This window comes from Dactylosporangium sp. NPDC051541 (genome assembly GCF_044454505.1).
Classification (GTDB): Bacteria; Actinomycetota; Actinomycetes; order Mycobacteriales; family Micromonosporaceae; genus Dactylosporangium.
The window spans coordinates 31,160-49,527 of the sequence record NZ_JBITDU010000001.1; the positions used below are offsets into that span (position 1 = coordinate 31,160).

20 protein-coding genes are annotated in these 18,368 nt (G+C 71.2%); 11 read left to right on the forward strand and 9 right to left on the reverse strand.

All coding sequences use genetic code 11. The annotated features are described in order from the left end of the window. The first annotated feature begins 60 nt into the window (after positions 1-60). Entirely contained in the window at positions 61-726 is a 666-nt protein-coding gene (locus ACIA8L_RS00135) for a hypothetical protein (protein WP_395898781.1), read from the forward strand. Between the two features lie 34 nt (positions 727-760). On the opposite strand, the gene ACIA8L_RS00140 is transcribed toward ACIA8L_RS00135, so the two are convergent. After that, positions 761-1,336 carry a hypothetical protein gene (locus ACIA8L_RS00140; RefSeq protein WP_395898783.1) on the reverse strand — a complete coding sequence of 192 codons (576 nt, stop codon included), beginning with the start codon at positions 1,334-1,336 and terminating at the stop codon, positions 761-763. A gap of 115 nt (positions 1,337-1,451) precedes the next feature. Between ACIA8L_RS00140 and disA the strand changes: the two genes are divergently transcribed. Next, positions 1,452-2,591 carry a DNA integrity scanning diadenylate cyclase DisA gene (gene disA / locus ACIA8L_RS00145; protein ID WP_395898785.1) on the forward strand — a complete coding sequence of 380 codons (1,140 nt, stop codon included), beginning with the start codon at positions 1,452-1,454 and terminating at the stop codon, positions 2,589-2,591. A gap of 4 nt (positions 2,592-2,595) precedes the next feature. On the opposite strand, the gene ACIA8L_RS00150 is transcribed toward disA, so the two are convergent. After that, complete coding sequence (locus ACIA8L_RS00150; RefSeq protein WP_395898786.1) at positions 2,596-3,486, reverse strand: SDR family oxidoreductase; 891 nt, start codon at positions 3,484-3,486, stop codon at positions 2,596-2,598. Between the two features lie 118 nt (positions 3,487-3,604). Here ACIA8L_RS00150 and ACIA8L_RS00155 point away from each other — a divergent pair, with 118 nt between their 5' ends. Beyond that, positions 3,605-4,174 carry a TetR/AcrR family transcriptional regulator gene (locus ACIA8L_RS00155; protein ID WP_395898788.1) on the forward strand — a complete coding sequence of 190 codons (570 nt, stop codon included), beginning with the start codon at positions 3,605-3,607 and terminating at the stop codon, positions 4,172-4,174. Here the strand turns inward: ACIA8L_RS00155 and radA are convergent. From radA to ACIA8L_RS00170, 3 genes are all read right to left on the reverse strand, one after another. Continuing rightward, positions 4,149-5,588: a DNA repair protein RadA gene (gene radA, locus ACIA8L_RS00160; protein ID WP_395901644.1), complete on the reverse strand. Its 1,440-nt coding sequence runs from the start codon at positions 5,586-5,588 to the stop codon at positions 4,149-4,151. The two genes, ACIA8L_RS00155 and radA, sit on opposite strands and share 26 nt — an antisense overlap. A 3-nt stretch (positions 5,589-5,591) precedes the next feature. After that, positions 5,592-6,338: a hypothetical protein gene (locus ACIA8L_RS00165; protein ID WP_395898790.1), complete on the reverse strand. Its 747-nt coding sequence runs from the start codon at positions 6,336-6,338 to the stop codon at positions 5,592-5,594. An 84-nt stretch (positions 6,339-6,422) separates the two neighbouring features. Beyond that, positions 6,423-7,244: a UbiA family prenyltransferase gene (locus ACIA8L_RS00170; RefSeq protein ID WP_395898791.1), complete on the reverse strand. Its 822-nt coding sequence runs from the start codon at positions 7,242-7,244 to the stop codon at positions 6,423-6,425. A gap of 45 nt (positions 7,245-7,289) precedes the next feature. On the opposite strand from ACIA8L_RS00170, the gene ACIA8L_RS00175 reads away from it, so the two are divergent. Continuing rightward, a complete protein-coding gene (locus tag ACIA8L_RS00175; protein WP_395898793.1) occupies positions 7,290-8,000 on the forward strand; it encodes a methyltransferase domain-containing protein in 711 nt (236 codons plus the stop codon). Positions 8,001-8,020: 20 nt separating this feature from the next. Further along, positions 8,021-9,037 carry a type III polyketide synthase gene (locus ACIA8L_RS00180; protein WP_395901646.1) on the forward strand — a complete coding sequence of 339 codons (1,017 nt, stop codon included), beginning with the start codon at positions 8,021-8,023 and terminating at the stop codon, positions 9,035-9,037. Here the strand turns inward: ACIA8L_RS00180 and ACIA8L_RS00185 are convergent. Then, positions 9,026-9,781 (reverse strand): hypothetical protein, encoded by a 756-nt coding sequence (locus ACIA8L_RS00185; RefSeq protein ID WP_395898795.1) that lies wholly within the window; start codon positions 9,779-9,781, stop codon positions 9,026-9,028. The genes ACIA8L_RS00180 and ACIA8L_RS00185 overlap by 12 nt on opposite strands. 364 nt (positions 9,782-10,145) lie before the next feature. Here ACIA8L_RS00185 and ACIA8L_RS00190 point away from each other — a divergent pair, with 364 nt between their 5' ends. Next, entirely contained in the window at positions 10,146-10,631 is a 486-nt protein-coding gene (locus ACIA8L_RS00190) for a CarD family transcriptional regulator (protein WP_395898796.1), read from the forward strand. A gap of 39 nt (positions 10,632-10,670) precedes the next feature. Beyond that, positions 10,671-11,354 (forward strand): 2-C-methyl-D-erythritol 4-phosphate cytidylyltransferase, encoded by a 684-nt coding sequence (gene ispD, locus ACIA8L_RS00195; protein ID WP_395898798.1) that lies wholly within the window; start codon positions 10,671-10,673, stop codon positions 11,352-11,354. A 156-nt stretch (positions 11,355-11,510) separates the two neighbouring features. On the opposite strand, the gene ACIA8L_RS00200 is transcribed toward ispD, so the two are convergent. Further along, positions 11,511-12,356 carry a TVP38/TMEM64 family protein gene (locus ACIA8L_RS00200; protein WP_395898800.1) on the reverse strand — a complete coding sequence of 282 codons (846 nt, stop codon included), beginning with the start codon at positions 12,354-12,356 and terminating at the stop codon, positions 11,511-11,513. Here ACIA8L_RS00200 and ispF point away from each other — a divergent pair. Next, positions 12,327-12,797 (forward strand): 2-C-methyl-D-erythritol 2,4-cyclodiphosphate synthase, encoded by a 471-nt coding sequence (gene ispF / locus ACIA8L_RS00205; protein ID WP_395901648.1) that lies wholly within the window; start codon positions 12,327-12,329, stop codon positions 12,795-12,797. The genes ACIA8L_RS00200 and ispF overlap by 30 nt on opposite strands. Here ispF and ACIA8L_RS00210 read toward each other — a convergent pair. Continuing rightward, positions 12,794-13,966, reverse strand: coding sequence for a homogentisate 1,2-dioxygenase (locus ACIA8L_RS00210; protein ID WP_395898802.1), 1,173 nt, complete (start codon positions 13,964-13,966; stop codon positions 12,794-12,796). The genes ispF and ACIA8L_RS00210 overlap by 4 nt on opposite strands. 84 nt (positions 13,967-14,050) lie before the next feature. Here ACIA8L_RS00210 and ACIA8L_RS00215 point away from each other — a divergent pair, with 84 nt between their 5' ends. The 3 genes from ACIA8L_RS00215 to ACIA8L_RS00225 are packed head-to-tail and all read left to right on the forward strand — an operon-like array spanning position 14,051 to position 17,502. Beyond that, on the forward strand, positions 14,051-14,860 hold the full coding sequence (locus tag ACIA8L_RS00215; protein ID WP_395898804.1) for a hypothetical protein: 810 nt from the start codon (positions 14,051-14,053) through the stop codon (positions 14,858-14,860). After that, positions 14,857-16,071 carry a fumarylacetoacetase gene (fahA, locus tag ACIA8L_RS00220; protein WP_395898806.1) on the forward strand — a complete coding sequence of 405 codons (1,215 nt, stop codon included), beginning with the start codon at positions 14,857-14,859 and terminating at the stop codon, positions 16,069-16,071. Before ACIA8L_RS00215 ends, fahA begins: the two co-directional genes overlap by 4 nt. Positions 16,072-16,116: 45 nt before the next feature. After that, positions 16,117-17,502 carry a PQQ-binding-like beta-propeller repeat protein gene (locus tag ACIA8L_RS00225; protein ID WP_395898808.1) on the forward strand — a complete coding sequence of 462 codons (1,386 nt, stop codon included), beginning with the start codon at positions 16,117-16,119 and terminating at the stop codon, positions 17,500-17,502. A 13-nt stretch (positions 17,503-17,515) separates the two neighbouring features. Here ACIA8L_RS00225 and ACIA8L_RS00230 read toward each other — a convergent pair whose 3' ends face one another. Continuing rightward, positions 17,516-18,358, reverse strand: a complete 843-nt coding sequence (locus ACIA8L_RS00230) for a septum formation family protein (RefSeq protein WP_395901650.1) — start codon at positions 18,356-18,358, stop codon at positions 17,516-17,518. Between the last annotated feature and the right edge of the window lie 10 nt (positions 18,359-18,368).

The window sequence follows — 18,368 nt, forward strand, 5'->3', positions numbered from 1 at the left end:
GCGGTCCTCACGGCGTGCCGCCCTGACCTTGAGGCATTCCCCCGATACGGTGAGTGCATCATGAAGTTGACGGTTGGCCCACTGCCCTCCGGCGTCTACTGGCGGCGCCGGGCGATCGTCGGCGGGGTCCTCGTCGCCGCGTCGCTGATGCTGTGGGCGTCGTGCAGTGGCACCGGCGGCGCTGACCAGCAGCGGACCCCGGCGGCGGCCTCGGCCGGGGCGCCGACGTCCGTGGAGCCGGAGCCGTCGATCACGATCCAGGTGCCGACGACCGGTGGCGCACCCGCCGACGCCAACCAGACACAGAGTGTCACCTCGGCCGCTCCGCCGAGCCCGGTGGTGCCGCCCTGCGCCGACGCCGACCTGTCGCTTGTCGCCACCCCGGAGCAGGCCGTGCAGTTCCGGGGCGCGCACCTCAAGGTCACGCTGAAGATCAAGAACGTGACGGATCACGAGTGCCTGCGCGACCTCGGTCCCGACTCCATGGAGCTGTACCTCCAGGTCGCGGCCAGCAAGGTGTGGTCCTCGGACGCCTGCGACGCGGCGCACGGCAGCAAGCCGCAGCCGATGAAGCCCGGCATCGAGGTCTCGTTCACGACTACCTGGACCGGCAAGGCGACGAACAACGGCTGCGCCAACGGCGAAGTCCCGCCGGCCGGCAAGTACGAGCTCGTCGGCCGCCTGGCCACCAAGTTCAGCGCGCCGGTCCAGGTGCAGTTGACCTGAGCGCCCGGGCGGAGGGCCCGTTGCCGGGCGCTTTTCAAAGCCGATTCGCGATTTGTACTTGATCAGGCGCGAACGCGGCCAGGGCGGCCAGCTGGCCTTCGGGGCTGCCGCTGAAGTCCCGCAGGCGCACGGCCACACTGACGCCACGGGCGGCGCGCTCGTTCGCCTTCGTCAGGTCGCGCAGGACGTTCTGGTCGATCCAGCCGGGGTTGCTGCCGGTGCGGTCGAGGCCCTCGAGGAGGCGCACGGCCAGGAAGCGTTCGCCGCCGGCCTCGATCGCGGCCACCTCACCGACCCGCGACCACGGCAGCACCAGCGTGCGCACCCAGCCGGGGCGGACGGTCAGCGCGAAGTGGTTGGCCCCGACCCGCGGCCGCCGGGCCACGGCGAGCACGACCGGCACCGCGCCGACCAGCGCCAGCCCGGCCGTCCACATCGGAACGTCGGCGAGCGGGTTGTGCGCACCGGAGCTCTGGGTCTCGGGCTCGTCGCCGAAGAGGGCCCGGACGAGCAGCACGGCGAGGGTGGCCGAGACGAGGTACCACGCCAGGGTTCCGAGAGACCGGGCCGGAAAGCTCCGCCGCCACTCGATCCGCTCCGGACCGGCCATACCTTCGCTTTCGTCAAATCAACCGCTGTCCATCGACGGACGGCATCCGCCCACTCTACGGGCTGGGTCGATACCGCACCAGCACCTGGTCCGGGGGCATCCGTAGACTGTGCGGGTGCCGATTGACCGCGAGCCCGGCAGGGGCGGCGCCAACACCGGCCTCATCGGGGGCTGGGCCGCCGCGCTGCCCGGCGCCGACCCCCTGCGCGCGACCCTGGCCCTGATGGCCCCGGGCACCGCGCTGCGCGACGGCCTGGAGCGCATCCTGCGGGGCCGGACCGGCGCCCTGATCGTCCTGGGCTACGACCGGGTCGTCGAGCAGCTGTGCACCGGCGGCTTCCCCCTCGACGTCGAGTTCTCCGCGACCCGCCTGCGCGAGCTGTGCAAAATGGACGGCGCGGTCGTCCTGTCGAGTGACGGCACCAGGATCGTGCGCGCCGCCGTGCACCTGATGCCCGACCCGACGATCCCGTCGGAGGAGTCGGGCACCCGCCACCGCACCGCCGAGCGCGTCGCCAAGCAGACCGGCTACCCGGTCATCTCGGTGAGCCAGTCGATGCGGATCATCGGCCTCTACGTCAACGGCCAGCGCCACGTCCTCGACGACTCGGCCGCCATCCTGTCCAAGGCCAACCAGGCCCTGGCCACGCTGGAGCGTTACAAGCTGCGCCTCGACGAGGTCAGCGGCACCCTGTCGGCGCTGGAGATCGAGGACCTGGTCACCGTGCGCGACGCGGTGGCCGTGGTGCAGCGCCTGGAGATGGTGCGCCGGATCGCGGACGAGATCGCGGGCTACGTGGTCGAGCTCGGCACCGACGGCCGGCTCCTCGCCCTGCAGCTCGAGGAGCTGATGGCCGGCGTCGAGGCGGACCGCACCCTGGTCATCCGCGACTACCTGCCGACCGGCCGCCGGACCCGCTCGTCCGATGACGCGCTGGAGGAGCTGGACGCGCTCAGCGCCACGGAGCTGATCGACCTCGTCGCGGTGGCGAAGTCCCTGGGCTATCCGGGTGCGAGCGACGCCCTGGACGGTGCCGTGTCGCCGCGCGGGTTCCGGCTGCTGGCCAAGGTGCCGCGGCTGCCGAGCCTGGTGGTCGACCGCCTGGTCGAGCACTTCGGCAGCCTGCAGCGGTTGCTGGGGGCCACCGTCGAGGACCTGCAGGCGGTCGAGGGTGTCGGCGACGCCCGGGCCCGCGGCGTCCGCGAGGGCCTGTCCCGCCTGGCCGAAGCGTCGATCCTCGAGCGTTACGTCTGATGCTTTAGCTGTAGGCGCCGGCCAGGATGTCCTCGACGAGCGTCGGGCCGGTCGGGGTCCAGCCGAGCAGTTCGCGGGTGTGGGCGCTCGAGGCGGCCATGTCCAGGCCGAAGAACGAGCCCACGACGCCGAAGTGTGCGGCCGCGTCCTCCGCCGCGACGGCGGCTACCGGCAGCTCCAGGGCCTGACCGAGGGCCTCGGCGATGGTGCGCGTCGAGATGGCCTCCTCGGCGACGGCGTGCATCCGGGTGCCGGCCGGGGCCCGTTCGACGCCGAGGCGGATGAGCCGGGCCGCGTCGGAGCGGTGGACGGCGGACCACTGGGTGGAGCCGTCGCCGATGTACGCGGACACGCCCCGGCGCCGGGCCGCGTCGGCCAGGAACGTGACGAAGCCCCAGTCGCCGGCACCGTGGACGGTGGGCGCGAACCGGACGATGACGGAGCGGACGCCCCGGTCGGCGTACTCGAGGGCGAGGTTCTCACTGCTGCCCCGGTCCGCCTTCGGCCCGACCTCCGGCGACGGGTCGGTCTCCAGTGCCGGCCTCCCTGTGACCAGCCCGGACAGCGCGTTGGCGACCACGAACGGCCGCCCGCTGCCTTCAAGGGCGGCGGCCATCGTCTCGACCGCGGCCCGCTCGGCCCGGTCGGACTCGTCGGGGTCGGCCCAGTCGTGCTTGTTGGCCAGGTGCACCACCCCGTCGGCGGAGTCGGCCCCGCGCCGCAGCGAGCCGAGGTCGTCCAGGTCCCCGACCAGCGCGGTCGCACCCTTGGCCTCGAGCGTGGCGGCGGACTGGCGGGTGCGGGCCAGCCCGGTCACCCGATGCCCGGTGGCGAGCAGTTCGTCGACGGTGGCGGACCCGATCCACCCGGTGGCTCCGGTCACGAAGATGTGCATGTCGCTGTGCCCCCTAATTTCGATCCACGGTGTACCGAAACCATAGGGCATAACGATGCACGGTGTCTCGTAATGAGGGTCACATTTCGAGTCACGGTGCCTCGGTAGGATGGGCGGCGTGATCGAGCCGGCGGGGAAGGTCGGGCGCCCGCGCAGCGAGCAGGCCCGGGAGGCGGTGCTGCACGCCGTGGACGACCTGCTGCTGGAGGTCGGCTACGCGGCGATGACGATGAAGGGGATCGCCGAGCGCGCCGGAGTGGGTCGCCAGACGGTGTACCGCTGGTGGTCGACGAAGGCCGAGGTCCTCTTCGAGGCCAGCGTGGCCGACGCCGAGCAGGAGCTGACCGTGCCCCCGGCCCCCACGCCGCTCGCCGAGGTCACGGCCTACCTGGACGCGCTGGTGCGTTTCCTGACCCACTCACCGGCCGGCGTCGCCTACCGCACCCTGCTGGCCGCCGCCCAGCACGATCCGGCCGTCAAGACGCTGATCGCCTCGAACGACGTCCTGGTCACCAGCGCCGAGACGGTCCTGCGCCGGACAGCCCCCGCCGAGACCCCGTTGGACCAGCCCGCCGCCCGCCTGATCGGCCCCGTCTTCTTCTGGATCATGAGCGGTCGCAACCCCGCTCAGCTCGACACCCGCGACCTCGCCCGTGAGTTCCTCAGACATCCTCCGCAGTCGCCTTGACCGCGTAATGCAACGCGGTCCGCACGTCATTCACCTCGAGCACCCGCATCCCCGGCGGAGCCGAGCCCGTCGCCGCCGGTCCGCAGCCCGGCGGCACCAGCGCGAACCGGAACCCCAGCCGCGCCGCCTCCGCCAGCCGCCGCGGCACCGCACCGACCCGGCGCACCTCGCCCGTCAGCCCGACCTCGCCCAGCGCGACCAGGTCCGGTGGCATCGGCAGCTCGTGCGCGGCCGACGCCGCCGCCAACGCCAGGGCCAGGTCCGCCGCCGGCTCGGTCACGCGCAGCCCACCGACGGTCGCCGCGTAGACCTCCCGGTCGTGCAGCTGGATCCCGGCCCGCCGCTGCAGCACGGCCAGGACCATGGCCAGGCGGGCCGAGTCGAGGCCGCTGACCGTGCGCCGCGGTGAGCCCGGCATCTGCGCGCCGATCAGGGTCTGGACCTCGGTGACGAGGGCCCGGCGGCCCTCCATGGCGACGCAGACGCAGGTGCCGGAGACGGCGTTGGCGTAGCGGGTCAGGAACAGGCCGCTGGGGTCGGGGAGGCTGGTGATGCCGCCCTCGTGCATCTCGAAACAGCCGACCTCGTCGGCGGCGCCGAAGCGGTTCTTCAGGCCGCGGACCATGCGCAGCGACGAGTGCTTGTCGCCCTCGAAGTTGAGGACCACGTCGACGAGATGCTCGAGGACGCGCGGGCCGGCGACGTTGCCGTCCTTCGTGACGTGGCCGACGAGGATCGTGGCCAGGCCGCGCTCCTTGGCCACGGCGACCATCGCGGCCGTGACCGCCCGGACCTGGGTGACGCCGCCGGCCACGCCGTCGACGCCGGGGCTGGAGATGGTCTGGACGGAGTCGAGGATGAGCAGGCCGGGCTTGACCGCGTCGAGGTGGCCGAGGACGGCGGACAGGTCGCTCTCGGAGGCGAGGTAGAGCTTGTCGTGCAGGGCGCCGATCCGCTCGGCCCGCAGCCGGACCTGGCTCGTCGACTCCTCGCCGCTGACGACCAGGGATGGGCTCTCGCCCTGCACGGCCCACTGCTGGGCCACGTCGAGCAGCAGGGTGGACTTGCCGACGCCGGGCTCGCCGGCCAGCAGGACCACGCCGCCGGGGACGATGCCGCCGCCGAGGACCCGGTCGAACTCGCCGACGCCGGTCGGGCGGGCCTTGGCCGGGGCGGCGCTGATCTCGGCGATCGGGCGGGCCGGCTCCAGCGGGGCCCGGGACGGCACGGCGCGCAGGGCGGGCGTTGTGGCTGCGGCCAACGCGCCGCCGGCGAGCTCGAGGACGGCGCCCCACTCACCGCACTCCGGGCAGCGGCCCATCCACTTGGCCGGCCGATGCCCGCAGACGTCGCACTGATAGATGGAACCCCGAGCCTTCGTCACGCCCCCGAACCTAGCCCAGGGGTACGACAGTTTTTACTCTTCGCCCTCGCCACCCACGACCGAGCTCGGCTTCGGCAGTGCGGTGCCGGGCGGGGTCATCGGCAGGCTGTCCAGCTTGATCGTGGTGGTCTTGCCGTCGGCGTAGGTGAACGTGAAGACCACGTTCTCCAAGGAGCCGCCGGGCAGCAGCGGCTCGCCGGTGAGCTTGTCGACGGCGAGGTACTTGGTGCCGCCGTTGTCCCGGGACAGCAGCGTCACCCCGGCCGGCGCGACGTCGACGGCGATGGCCGAGCTGCCGGCCGACGTGGGCGTCGGGGACGGCGGGGCGACCGACGGCGAGGCCGGGGGCTGGCCCGACGGGGAGCCCGACGGGTTGCGGGTGCCCGAGGGCGTCACCAGCGACGGCGACGGGGCGGCCGAAGTCGGCGCCACCGACGGCTGCGGGCCGCCGACGAGCACGATCGTGCCGTTGTCGCTGGTCGCGCCGGTCAGCTTGACGCTCTGCTCGGCATTGTTGAAGAAGCGCACGTTGAGCGGCACGGTCGCGCCGGGCTTGTACTGGTCGGCGTAGGGAATGCCGCCGTCGCGGAGCGCGATCTTGCCGTCGGCGCTCTCCACGCTGATCCCGGGGACCGAGGCCTTCTGAGTGTCGGTCTGGGTGATCTGACCTGCTGAACAGGCGGAAAGCACGCCGAGCCCGAATGCCGCCGTGGCCATGAGCGCAGCGCCCAGCACCGTGCGGCGGCGAGCCAGCGGCGTGGCCTGAGTCGAACGCGTCACCTTGGTTCCTCCAAGTCAAGGGCAGCCGCAGTACAGCCTAGATGCCGTTGATCGGCCGATTACGCCCACCCTGGCAATGGGGACTCATTCCAGATTCAGGCCGCTGACCAGGAGAAACACGACATCGATCAGCGCGACGGCGATAACAGCGAGGAAAGGTGCGCGGGAAGTTGTGTCGCGGCTCATGCGGTACCAGCCGAATGCGAGGGCGATGAGGGCGGCGCCGAGCGCGGGCCAGAAGAGGACCGGTGGTCGTCCGGGCGGGCCGAAGGCCAGCGCCGCCGTGGCCGCGAGCAGCAACAACGCGGCGGCGGCGAGGGAACCGCGGCGGCCGAAGCGCTGAGGCAGGCCGCGCACGCCGGTGCGCCGGTCGGCGTCGAGGTCCGGCAGCGTGTTGACGAAGTGCGCACCCGCGCCGAGCAGCCCGCCGGCGGCCAGCAGCCACAGCGGGGGCGTCTTGCCCGCGCCGAGCACCACGAACGCGGGCAGGCAGGTGAACGACACCGCGTACGGCAGGACGGAGAACACCGTCGACTTCAGCGGCCAGTCGTAGAGCAGGGCCGAGCCGAGCGCGAGCGCCGACACCAGGCCCGCCGCCCAGCCGGAGAGGAAGCCCAGCGGCACGCACACGATGGCCGCGACCGCGCCGAGGACGGCGACCAGCCGCCGGGAGAGCCGCCCGGCCGCCACGGGCTTGTCGGTGCGCCCGGCCGCGGTGTCGCGCGGTGCGTCGAGGGCGTCGTTGACCCATCCGATCGAGAGCTGGCTCGCCAGTACCGTCGCGCCGGCCCCGACGACCCCCCAGACCGGTCGATGCAGCCCGACGGAGAGCAGCACCGACACCGCCGTGACACCGGCGGCCGGCTCGGGGTGGCTCGCGCGCAACAGCGAGATCGCAACCGACATCCGGCAAGTGTGGCCGCCGGGGTGGTTCTCTGTCAGGCTCGTCTCATGCCCTCGGCGCGGCGCGCACGCAACGACCCTGGTCAGTACGACGACCTGGCCGGTGAATGGTGGCGCCCCGGCAGCCCGTTCTCGATGCTCTACTGGCTGGCGCGGGCCCGGGCCCGGCTCATCCCGCCCGCCCAGCGCGACGGTGCCGTGCTCGTGGATCTCGGCTGTGGCGGCGGGCTGCTCGCACCCCACGTCGCCGACAAGGGGTACACCCATATCGGGGTTGATCTGATCGTCTCCGGCCTCGAGCAGTCGGCCGCCCACGGCATCGTCCCGGTCCTGGCCGACGTGCGGCGGCTGCCGTTCGCCGACGGCTGCGCCGACGTGGTCAGCGCGGGCGAGATCTTGGAGCATGTCCCGGATGTACCGGCCGTCGTCGCCGAAGCCTGCCGGATTCTGCGCCCAGGCGGCTGGCTGGTGCTGGACACCATCGCCGACACGGCCCTGGCGCGGCTGGTGGCGGTGCGGCTGGCCGAGGCCGTGATGCCGGCGGTGCGCGGCCTGCATGATCCGGCACTGTTAGTCGACCCACAGCGCTTGCAAGTGGAGTGCGCCCGCCACGGGGTACCGCTACAGGTGCGCGGCATCCGCCCGGCCCTACCCGCCTTCGCCCGCTGGCTGGTGACCCGGCGCAGCGCCGTGCCGATCGTGCCGACGTTCTCAACCGCGGTGCTCTATCAGGGCCGCGGCAGGAAGGTGAGCCAGTGACCGGTGCCGCCATCGCGGGTATGCACGTGACGTTTCCCGGCGACATGCGTCAGGACGAGGTGTGGGACGGTTACTTCAGGCGGCACTACGACGGGCCCCGGCGGGGGCTGGCGAAACGGATCTTCGCCAACTCCGGCGTCGTGACCCGCCACGGGGCGGTCAATCCGCTCCTGGAGGACGCGTCGTCATGGTCAACCGCCAAACGCATGAGTCGGTACCTCACTGAGGCCCTCCCGCTCGGCAAGGACGCGGTCAGCGGGGCGCTGCACGCGGCCGGACTGCGCCCGGACGAGATCGGCCTGTTCGTGGTGTGCTCGTGCACCGGTTACGCCACGCCCGGCCTCGACATCCTGCTCGCCCGCGACCTGGGCATGGCCGCCGACACGCAGCGCCTGTTCATCGGGCACATGGGCTGCTACGCGGCGCTGCCCGGGCTCGGCGCGGCCGCGGACTACGTGACCGCGCGGGGCCGCCCGGCGGTCCTGCTCTGCCTGGAGCTGACCAGCCTGCACGTCCAGCCGCCGACCGACGACCCGCAGCAGATCGTCGCGCACGCGCTGTTCTCGGACGCGGCGGCGGCGGTGGTGCTGGTCCCGGGCGGCCCGGGCGTCGCCGTCACCGACATCGCGGCGGTCACCGACACGGCGACCGCGGACCACATGACGTGGGACGTGACCGACCTGGGCTTCCGGATGGGGCTGTCGCCGCGGGTGCCCGACGTGCTGTCGATCTACGTCGAGGATCTGGTGGCGCGGCTGCTCGCCCCGCGGGGGCTGACTCCCGGCGATGTGGACGGCTGGGCGGTACACCCGGGAGGTCCTCGTATTCTGGACGTCGTCCGGGACCGGCTGGCGTTGCCGGAGTCCGCGCTCGCCGAGTCGCGCGGCACTCTGGCCGCACACGGCAACTGCTCGTCGCCGACGGTCCTGCTGATCATCGACGCGTTGCGACGCCGGACTGCTGGACCACCGCGCACGACGGTCGCCCTGGCGTTCGGGCCGGGGCTGACCTTGTATGGGGTGCTTTTACAGGTTTGAGATCTCGGTGCGGAACGCGTCGGGGGTCGTCACCGAGCGGACCGCCTTCACGAGCCGGCCGCGGTCGTTGACCAGGACCGCGGCGGTGGTGCGGTCGCCGTTGATCTCCGGCACGGAGGCGCGCAGCGAGCTGTTGGGGTCGGCCAGGGACCGCACGTCCACCTGCGCGTTGAGTGCGCTGGGCAGGGTCGGCGGGCGGGTGGCGACGACCACGACCCGGGCTCGGCTCTTCGCGGCGACAACGGCGTCGGCGGTACTGCGGATGAGCTGCTCGCAGGAGCAGCCGTCCACGATCAGCACGACGGCCGGGGTGACTTCGACGATCCCGACGGGTTTGCCGTCCGCGTCCTGCAGGCTCACGTTGGTCAGCGAGATCGCGACCGGCGCGGAGGTGTTGGAGCCGACCTTCGGGCTGGTCTTCGGCGCGCGCCCGGGCCAGGCGACGGCGAACAGGCTGACCAGGGTCGCGATGACCGCGATCGACATGATCAGCAGCGGGACGGCGAGGCCGGGCGAGTCGTCGGTGGTGCGCCGGGCCGGCTCGGCCGGCAGGTGGAAGCGGCGCCGCCAGCGGCGACGGATTGTGGCGCGGCGGAATTGCCGGCGGATCGTGGCGCCTTCGGCATCAAGCGCGCCGGGATCGTCGGGAATGATGATCGTTCCCCACTCAGGCGGGAGATCGGGGAGGCCACCACCCTCTTGTGGTCGCTCACCACCGCCGTTGTCATCCCGCAGCGCGCCCATCGCTGTTCTCCTCGCACCTGCGTCAACTTTCCCCCACGGACGGGCCCGGCGCCAGTGGTGACTCCATTGAGATGTGTGCGTATCATCTACGCTCCGCCGCTGGTCACATCACACAGCGTGTTGGTTCTGGACTCGCGGTGTACTCCGAGGGACACTTGCCGTAATCAATCGGATATGTCCGACTGCCAGGCTATTTGTGTGTGCTCCGGGTTGTTGATCCGCTACACAGCAGGTCCCACGATTCCTGTCAAGCGGGAGAAAGGGGACTCACATGTGTTCTGAGCTGCGCGAATGCTGCGCTCTGGGGTGGGCCGACAGCGCGTGACCGTGTTACCCTAGACACAGCGAAAGGGGTTTCGAACCTATGGTTTTCAGTGTCGGCGAGACCGTTGTCTACCCCCACCACGGGGCCGCACTCATCGAGGCAATCGAGACTCGCGTCATCAGGGGCGAGGAGAAGAAGTATCTCGTCCTCAGGGTCGCTCAGGGTGACCTGACGGTGCGGGTGCCCGCCGAAAACGCCGAGATCGTCGGCGTGCGCGAGGTGGTTGGCGAAGAAGGTCTGACGAAGGTCTTCGACGTCCTCCGCGCTCCGCACACCGAGGAGCCGACCAACTGGTCGCGGCGTTACAAGGCGAATCTGGAGAAGCTGGCCTCCGGCAACCCGCTCAAAGTCGCGGAGGTCGTTCGCGACCTGTGGCGTCGCGACCGTGAGCGTGGTCTGTCGGCCGGCGAGAAGCGCATGCTCGCCAAGGCGCGGGACATCCTTGTCGGCGAGGTGGCGCTCGCCGAGAAGAGCACCAAGGACGAAGCGGAGACGCTGCTCGACAAGGTGCTGACCGAGGCCTGACGATCCAGCCCGGCTATCCCTTCGATCGAGGACCGCGACGTGACGGCGCACGTGTCTGTGCGTGGTGACGTCGCGGTCCTCGTGCCGGCTGCGGGCCTGGGACTCCGACTCGGACCCGGCGGCCCCAAGGCACTCCGCCTTCTCGGCGGCGAACCACTCCTCGTGCACGCCATCCGCCGGCTGGCCCTCGCGCCAAGCGTCGGCTGCATTGTCGTCGCCGCTCCCGCCGATGCCGTTTCCTCGGTGGTTGATCTTCTCGCGCCAGTGGCGCCCGTTGTCGTCGTGCCCGGCGGGGCGACCCGGCAGGCCTCCGTCGCCGCCGCGCTGGCCGCCGTGCCGCCCGGCTTCGACATCGTGCTCGTCCACGACGCGGCGCGCGCACTGACCCCACCTGAGCTGGTAGAAGCCGTCGCCGCGGCCGTTCGTGGGGGGCACGGCGCGGTCATACCCGTTCTACCGGTCGTCGACACCATCAAGCAGGTCTCGGATTCCGGCGCGGTCGTCGCCACCGTGGATCGGTCGGCGCTGCGGGCAGTACAAACGCCGCAGGGTTTTCAGCGTTCCGTTCTTGAGAAGGCCCACGCGTCGGCCACGGATGAACACACGGATGACGCGGGGATGGCCGAGCGGATCGGTGTCAAAGTTCAGACCGTTCCCGGCTCCGAGGCGGCGTTGAAGATTACGCGGCCGTTCGACCTGGAAGTCGCGGCGCTGTTTCTTTGAGCCTTTGCGCTCGTGGCGCTCTGTGTTCGTGCCGCTGCTTTGTGTTGGCCCCTGGCGCTTTACGGAGAGCGCCGGCCTCGCCGCTTAACGGAGAGCGCCGGCTTCGCGGTTTTAGGAGGGCGTTTGCGCCGGTCAGCGCCCGGCCCTCGGTCGCTCTCAGGCCGCTGCGGGGGTGGGTTTCGCGGCCTTGCGCGGGCGTTTGCGCCAGATCAGCAGGCTGCCGACCGAGCCGCCGATGCCGAGCGTCGCGATGATGACACCGGCGATCGACATGCCGACCGCGTCGCCGCGGGCCGTCGCCGAGCCGAGCGCCGAATACGCCAGGGTGGCCGGCAGGGCGCCGACGAAGGTGCCGGCGATGAACGCGCCCATCCGCACGCTCGTCGTGCCGAAGATGTAGTTGGCGATCCCGAACGGCACCAGCGGAATCATTCGCGAGATAACGATCGCGAGAATGCCGCGCTTGGCCACCGCCTGCTCCATCTGCAGCAGCCGGCCGCTGAGGTGCCGGGCCATGAAGTCGCGGCCCAGGAAGCGGCCCACCGTGTGCGCGATCAACGCGCCGAGGGTGATGCCGAGCATGATGTACAGGACGCCGCCCATGAAGCCGAACACCAGCCCACCGACGCCGGCCAGCAGGGTCCGGGGGGCGAGGGCGGTGGTCAGCACGGCCGAGCCGCCGATCGCGATCAGCGGGGCCAGCGGATGGTTCTCGCCGACCGCGCTGGCCAGCGAGGCCTTGGTCGGGTGCTCAATGATGATCACCACGGTGAGGGTCACCACAATGAGGGCGAGCAGACCGAAGCGAATTGCGGCTCCGGTGCGCCACCACGGCTTGTGGCTCGTCGGGGTCGTCAGGTCGCTGCGCACCCATCCCAGCCTAGGCCGCTTTCGCCACCCTGCCGACCCGAGCGCCGGATCGGCAACCGAAGGTTCACGTCCCAGCACCGAACGTCGTAGCCTGCCGTGGTGATGCTGATCGGGAACGGCACCGACGTCCACGCCTTCGAAGCGGGCCGGCCCTGCTGGGTCGCCGGGCTCAAGTGGGAGGGTGTCGACGGGCTCGCCGGGCACTCCGACGGCGACGTCGCCGCGCACGCGATCTGCGACGCGCTGCTGTCCGCGGCCGGCCTGGGTGATCTCGGGGCGAACTTCGGCACGTCCCGGCCCGAGTGGGCCGGTGCCTCGGGCGTCACGCTGCTGCGGGAGACGGCTCGCATGGTCCACGCTGCTGGGTACGAGATCGGCAACGTCTCGGTTCAGGTCATCGGGGTAAAACCCAACATCAGCAAAAGGCGCGCGGAGGCCGAGCGGGTCCTGCACGACGCCATCGGGGCGATCGTGCGCCTCTCCGGCACCACCACCGACGGCCTCGGGTTCACCGGCCGCGGCGAGGGTCTGGCCGCCACGGCCGTCGCGTTGATCTATCCGGTGTCGCACTAGACGGTGCGGTTCCACGTCCAGGCGTAGCCCGTGTCTTCGATGGCGAGGGCCGGTTCGCACAGGTCGAGCGGGCGGAACGTGTCGACCATGACCGCGAGCTCGTCGAACGCCTCGATGCCGATCGCCCGCTCGACCGCGCCCGGCTGCGGGCCGTGGGTGAAGCCGCTCGGGTGCAGCGAGATCGAACCCTGCTCGATGCCGGAGCCGCGGCGGGCCTCGTAGTTGCCGCCGGTGTAGAACAGCACCTCGTCGGAGTCGACGTTGTGGTGGTTGTACGGCACCGGGATCGCCAGCGGGTGGTAGTCGACCTTGCGCGGCACGAACGAGCAGATCACGAAGTTGGGCCCCTCGAACGTCTGGTGCACCGGCGGCGGCTGGTGCACCCGCCCGGTGATCGGCTCGAAGTCGTGGATCGAGAACGCCCAGGGGTACAGGCAGCCGTCCCAGCCGACCACGTCGAACGGGTGATTGGCATACACATGCTCGGTCCAACCCCGCCTGGCCTGCACCAACACGGAAATGTCGTACCCCTCGGCGAGAATCGGTGCCGCTGGGGCACGCAGGTCCCGTTCGCAGTAGGGGGCGTGCTCCAGGAACTGTCCACGCACCGAGAGATAGCGCCGCGGGGGGCCGATGTGTCCGGTCGCTTCAATCGTCAGCAGCTTCACCGCCCCGTCCTTCGGCACCAGCCGGTGGATCACCGAGGTCGGAATGATCGCGTAGTCGCCCTCGACAAGCTCCAGCGCGCCGAACGTCGACTCCAGCGTCACCGCACCCGCCGACACATACAGGCACTCGTCGCCGACCGCGTTGCGGTAGAGCGGCGACGGCTCGGTCGCCTCGACGTAGGAGATCCGCACGTCGTCGTTGGCCAGCAGGTGCTGCCGCCCGAGCACCGGGTCGACGGTGCCGGTCGGGCCCCCGCCGAGCTTGCCGGTCTGCAGGTGCCGCGGCTTCAGAGGGTGGTTCGGCACTCGCGACCAGGCCGGCGGCTCGAATGGGACGGCCGAGGTGATCGCCGTCGGTCGATGCCGGTGATACAGCAGGGAGGAGTCGCTCGAAAAACCCTCCTGCCCCATCAGCTCTTCCGCGAACAGCGAGCCGTCCGGCTGGCGAAACTGGGTGTGGCGCTTCGGCGGCACCTCGCCGACGCGACGGTAGAACGGCATCACGGCCCTCCGGCAGCTGCTTGGAGTGTCCGAATAACGGACGAAGTTGTCCGCCCTGTAAAGCGTCCACTAGATTCGGAAGCCGTGTCAAACGCAGTGCCACCCCTGCTGACCGCACTCGTCGACGACGCCGCCGTGTTCCCGCCCGGCAGCGCCGCCCTCACCGATGCCGTGCCCGCCCACGAGGCGCACCGCCAGAGCTGGTATGCCCAGCTCGTCGGCCCCCTGCTGATCCCGGTCGCCGACCGCGACGCCGTCCCCGCCGGGATCGACCTCGGCCTGGTCGGGGAGCCGCCCGCCGACCTCTCACCGTTCGTCAACCAGGTCGAGTGCCCGGTCGCCAAGCGGGGCGAGGACCCACTGCCCGGCATCGAACGACTGGCACCGCTCATACGCAAGGGCGGAACGCTGCTGTGGTATCTCGAGCTGCCCCTCGCCTGGGGCCTGATGTCCGGCCTCGACGCGGTCGCGGCGCTGCGCGGTGAGGGACTGCCCGTGGCGGCCAAGTTCCGCACCGGGGGCCTGGCCGCGGAGCTGTTCCCGACCCCGGCCGAGCTCGCGGCCGTCATCTGCGCCTGCCGCGACCGCGACCTGCCGTTCAAGCTGACGGCCGGCCTGCACCACGCGGTCCGCCACACCGACGCCGAGACGGGCCTCGTCCACCACGGCTTCGTCAACGTCCTCGCCGCCGTGCTGGCCGCCGCCGACGGTGCGGAGCCGGGCGACCTGGCGCTGCTCCTGGCCTCCACCGAGCCTGGTGTGCTGACCGAACGGGTCCAACCGCACCTGGATCGGGAACGGCCGCTCTGGGTCGGGTTCGGCAGCTGCAGCGTCCAGGAGCCGGTCGGCGATCTCGTGACGCTCGGCCTGCTCGATCGGCCGGTGGCGGCGTGAGCGGGGCACAGTGGCTGGGGCTGGCCGACGATGACCCGTTCGGGGTGGAGAACCTGCCCTACTGCGCGTTCGGGCAGGACCGGTTCCGGTGGACGGGCGTGCGGATCGGCGATCGGATCCTCAACCTGGCCGCGGCCGAGGGTCGCGGGCTGGTCGATGCCGGCGGGGCGTTCCTCGGGCAGGCGAACCTCAACCGGTTCCTGGCCGCTGGCCGGCCCGTCTGGACCCGGGTCCGGGACCGGCTGACCGAGCTGCTGAGCGCGGCCCGGTATCGGGAGCAGGTCGAGCCGCTGCTGATCCCGATCGCCGAGGTGCGCCTGGCCATGCCGTTCGAGGTCGCCGACTACGTCGACTTCTACTCCTCGCTGGAGCACGCGACGAACCTGGGGAAGCTGTTCCGGCCGAATGCGGAGCCGCTGCTGCCCAACTGGCGGCATCTGCCGGTCGGCTATCACGGGCGGGCCGGGACCGTGGTCGTGTCCGGGACCGGGATCCCGCGGCCGTCCGGGCAGCGTTCGGCGGGGGACTTCGGGCCTTCGGCGCGGCTGGACATCGAGGCCGAGGTCGGGTTCGTGGTCGGGGTGCCGTCCGCGGGCGCGGTCGCCGTCGACGACTTCCGCGAGCACGTGTTCGGGGCCGTGCTGGTCAACGACTGGTCGGCGCGGGATCTGCAGGCGTGGGAGTACCAGCCGCTGGGGCCGTTTCTCGGGAAGTCCTTCCGGACCTCGATCTCGCCGTGGGTCGTGCCGCTCGACGCGCTCGACGCGGCTCGGGTGCCCGGGCCGGTACAGGAGCCGGCGGTGCTGCCCTATCTGCAAGCGGGGGAGCACTACGGGTATGACATCGGCCTCGAAGTCCGCTGGAACGGGACGCTGGTCTCCCGGCCGCCGTTCGGGGGCATGTATTGGACACCCGCGCAGCAGCTCGCCCACCTGACCGTCAACGGCGCGTGGGCACGGACCGGAGACCTCTACGCTTCGGGGACGGTGTCGGGTCCGGCGGCCGAGCAGACCGGTTCGTTCATCGAGCGCACCTGGAACGGGGCGCGGCCGGTCCTGCTCGACGACGGCACCACCCGGACGTTCCTGCTCGACGGCGACACGGTGGCGATCAGCGCCACGGCCACCGGCCCCGGCGGGTCGCGGATCGGGTTCGGCGAGGTCACCGGCACCATTGGGTGTGAGTCTGCTGGGGATCGACGGTCGCCGTGAGCATCGGCCGCCGTGAGGCAGGTATCGTGCGCGGCGGAGGTGGTTATGGGGACGGAGGCAACCGGGCTGCGTCGGCTGTTCTCGCCGCGTAGCTGGTCGCGGCCGGTGCGCTTCGTGCTGACCGGGCTGCTTGTCCTCGTGGTCATCGCCGCGATGGGGATCACCGCCTACCGCACGCTCAAGCCGGCCGAGACGGTGAGCCGCGCCGACAAGCCGGTCCCGTCGGCCGAGCCGATCAAGGCGATCCAATACTCGGAGCTCGCCGAGGCCCCCCTGATCGTGGAGGGGCGCCTGCGGGTCTACGCCGAGCAGTGGCGCGTCTTCGCCGACACGCCGGTGACGGCCCAGCGGATGATGACTCCGCACTGGTCATACCGCCGCTGGCCGGCCGAGGTGGTGTCGATCGTCGAGGTCGAGAAGCCCGCGAGCGGCGTCGGCATGTCCGTCGTGGTCACCAAGTGGTCCGACGGCGACATCGTGGCCCTCGACGCCGAAAAGGGCGACATCGTCTGGCAGGCGAAGATCGACCCGGCCCCCGGCGAGTCGTACCAGGGCCGCCGCACCGGCTCGAAGACCATGTGGTCGCCGGAGGACCTGTTCGTCAGCGCCTCCGTCGTCGACAAGCAGCCGATCGTCATCGCCACCGGCAAGGACGTCGCCGAGGGCATCGACCCGGTCAACGGCACGGTCAAGTGGACCAAGTCCTTCACCGCCGAGCCCGGCTGCCGCACCACCGACTGGACCGGCCCCGACACGTACTACACGAAGAACACCTGCACCAAGCCGGCCACATTGGAGATCTGGGACGCCGCGACCGGCGTGGCGGTCGGCACCTGGCGGCCACCGGGCGCGTCGATCGGCACCGACGCGGTGTCCAACTGGTTCATTGAGCCGTCCTCCTGCGACCTGGGCCGTTCCGGCTGCGTGATGTTCAAAGCGGCCGCGACCGGCGAGGGCGTCGTGACCTACACCGACGCCGTCTCCGGCCTGGGCACGATCACGGCCTCATACTGGTCCCTGGCCCCCGACCGCACCGTCAAACCGGAGCCGGTCGCCGACAAGGACACCGTCATCGCCGTCGGCGACGTGGTGGCGCAGCAGGTGACGGGCGGCTACATCTGGGCCTACAGCCGCAGCAGCGGCCAGCGCCTGTGGATGTCCGAGGTCAACGGCCGCCTCATCGGCGGCGACCCGCGCAACTTCTACCTGGTCAACAACGAATACCAACTCCTCGTCCTCAACCGCGAAACCGGCGCCGTCACCTCGAGCACAGAGCTCCGCATCCGCCCGGCCGACCGGTTCGTCTACAGCATGTACTACCTGCACGCCGGCTACCTGGTGATCGAACGCCTGCAGACGACGAAGGACTCCGAGATCGACGACAAGTACTACTTCAGCCAGGACACCGTCGTCCTGGTCGGCATCGGCTAGCCTCCCCCGGCGGTTACGCCTTCAGGGACTTCGTCATGCGGTGGTCGGGGGCGGTGAGGATGTAGCAGCGGGTGGTGCGGTCGCCGAGGGCCCACCACTCCTGATTGCCGCCAGTCGGGTAGACGCGCACGTCGGTGCGGGCGGCGAACTTCGACTCGGACTGGCCCAGGAATGCGGCCGCCTTGCCGTTGCAGGACTGGGTGACCTCGCGGATCAGCTTGTTCATGTCCGGGATGGTGGTGGCGGTGCCGGTGTACAGGCCGACGAACTCGCCGTTGTGGGGCTGGCCGCAGTCGATCGGGACGAGGCGGGTGATCTCCTGGTACCAGCCCTGCGCGTCCGGCACGCCGAGGACGTCCATGCAGCTCAGCGCCAGCGGGCGGGGGCCGCGCAGGCCGTCCTTGAGTGTGCCGGTGCGGGCCTTCGACGTGAAGCCGTCGGCGGCGAACTCGAACAGCGCGCACCGGTATTCGCGGGCGCCCTTGAGCCACTCGTCGGTCGACGGGACGACGATGGCCAGGCCGAGGCGGCCCTCGTGCCAGTCGCCGCCGACGTACTCCCGCGCGGTCGTGTCACAGTCCGCGTACACCTCGGGCGTCTTGTTCTCCGGCGGCGACGTGAGCTGCCCGACCCGGATGATCTCGGCCTGGTGCGACTCGGCGCAGTCGACGGCGTTGAGCGTGACCGCCTTGTAGTCGTACACGCTCATCGACTGTCCCGTGTGGCACATGCCGACCCCGGGCCGGGCGGCGGCCGCCGACGGTGAGGGGCTGGCGGAGGGGGTCGCCTCGACTGCGGGCGAAGCCGCCCCGTCACAGCCGGCCAAACTCAGCAGCACCATGGCCGCGATCAGCATCCGACGCACC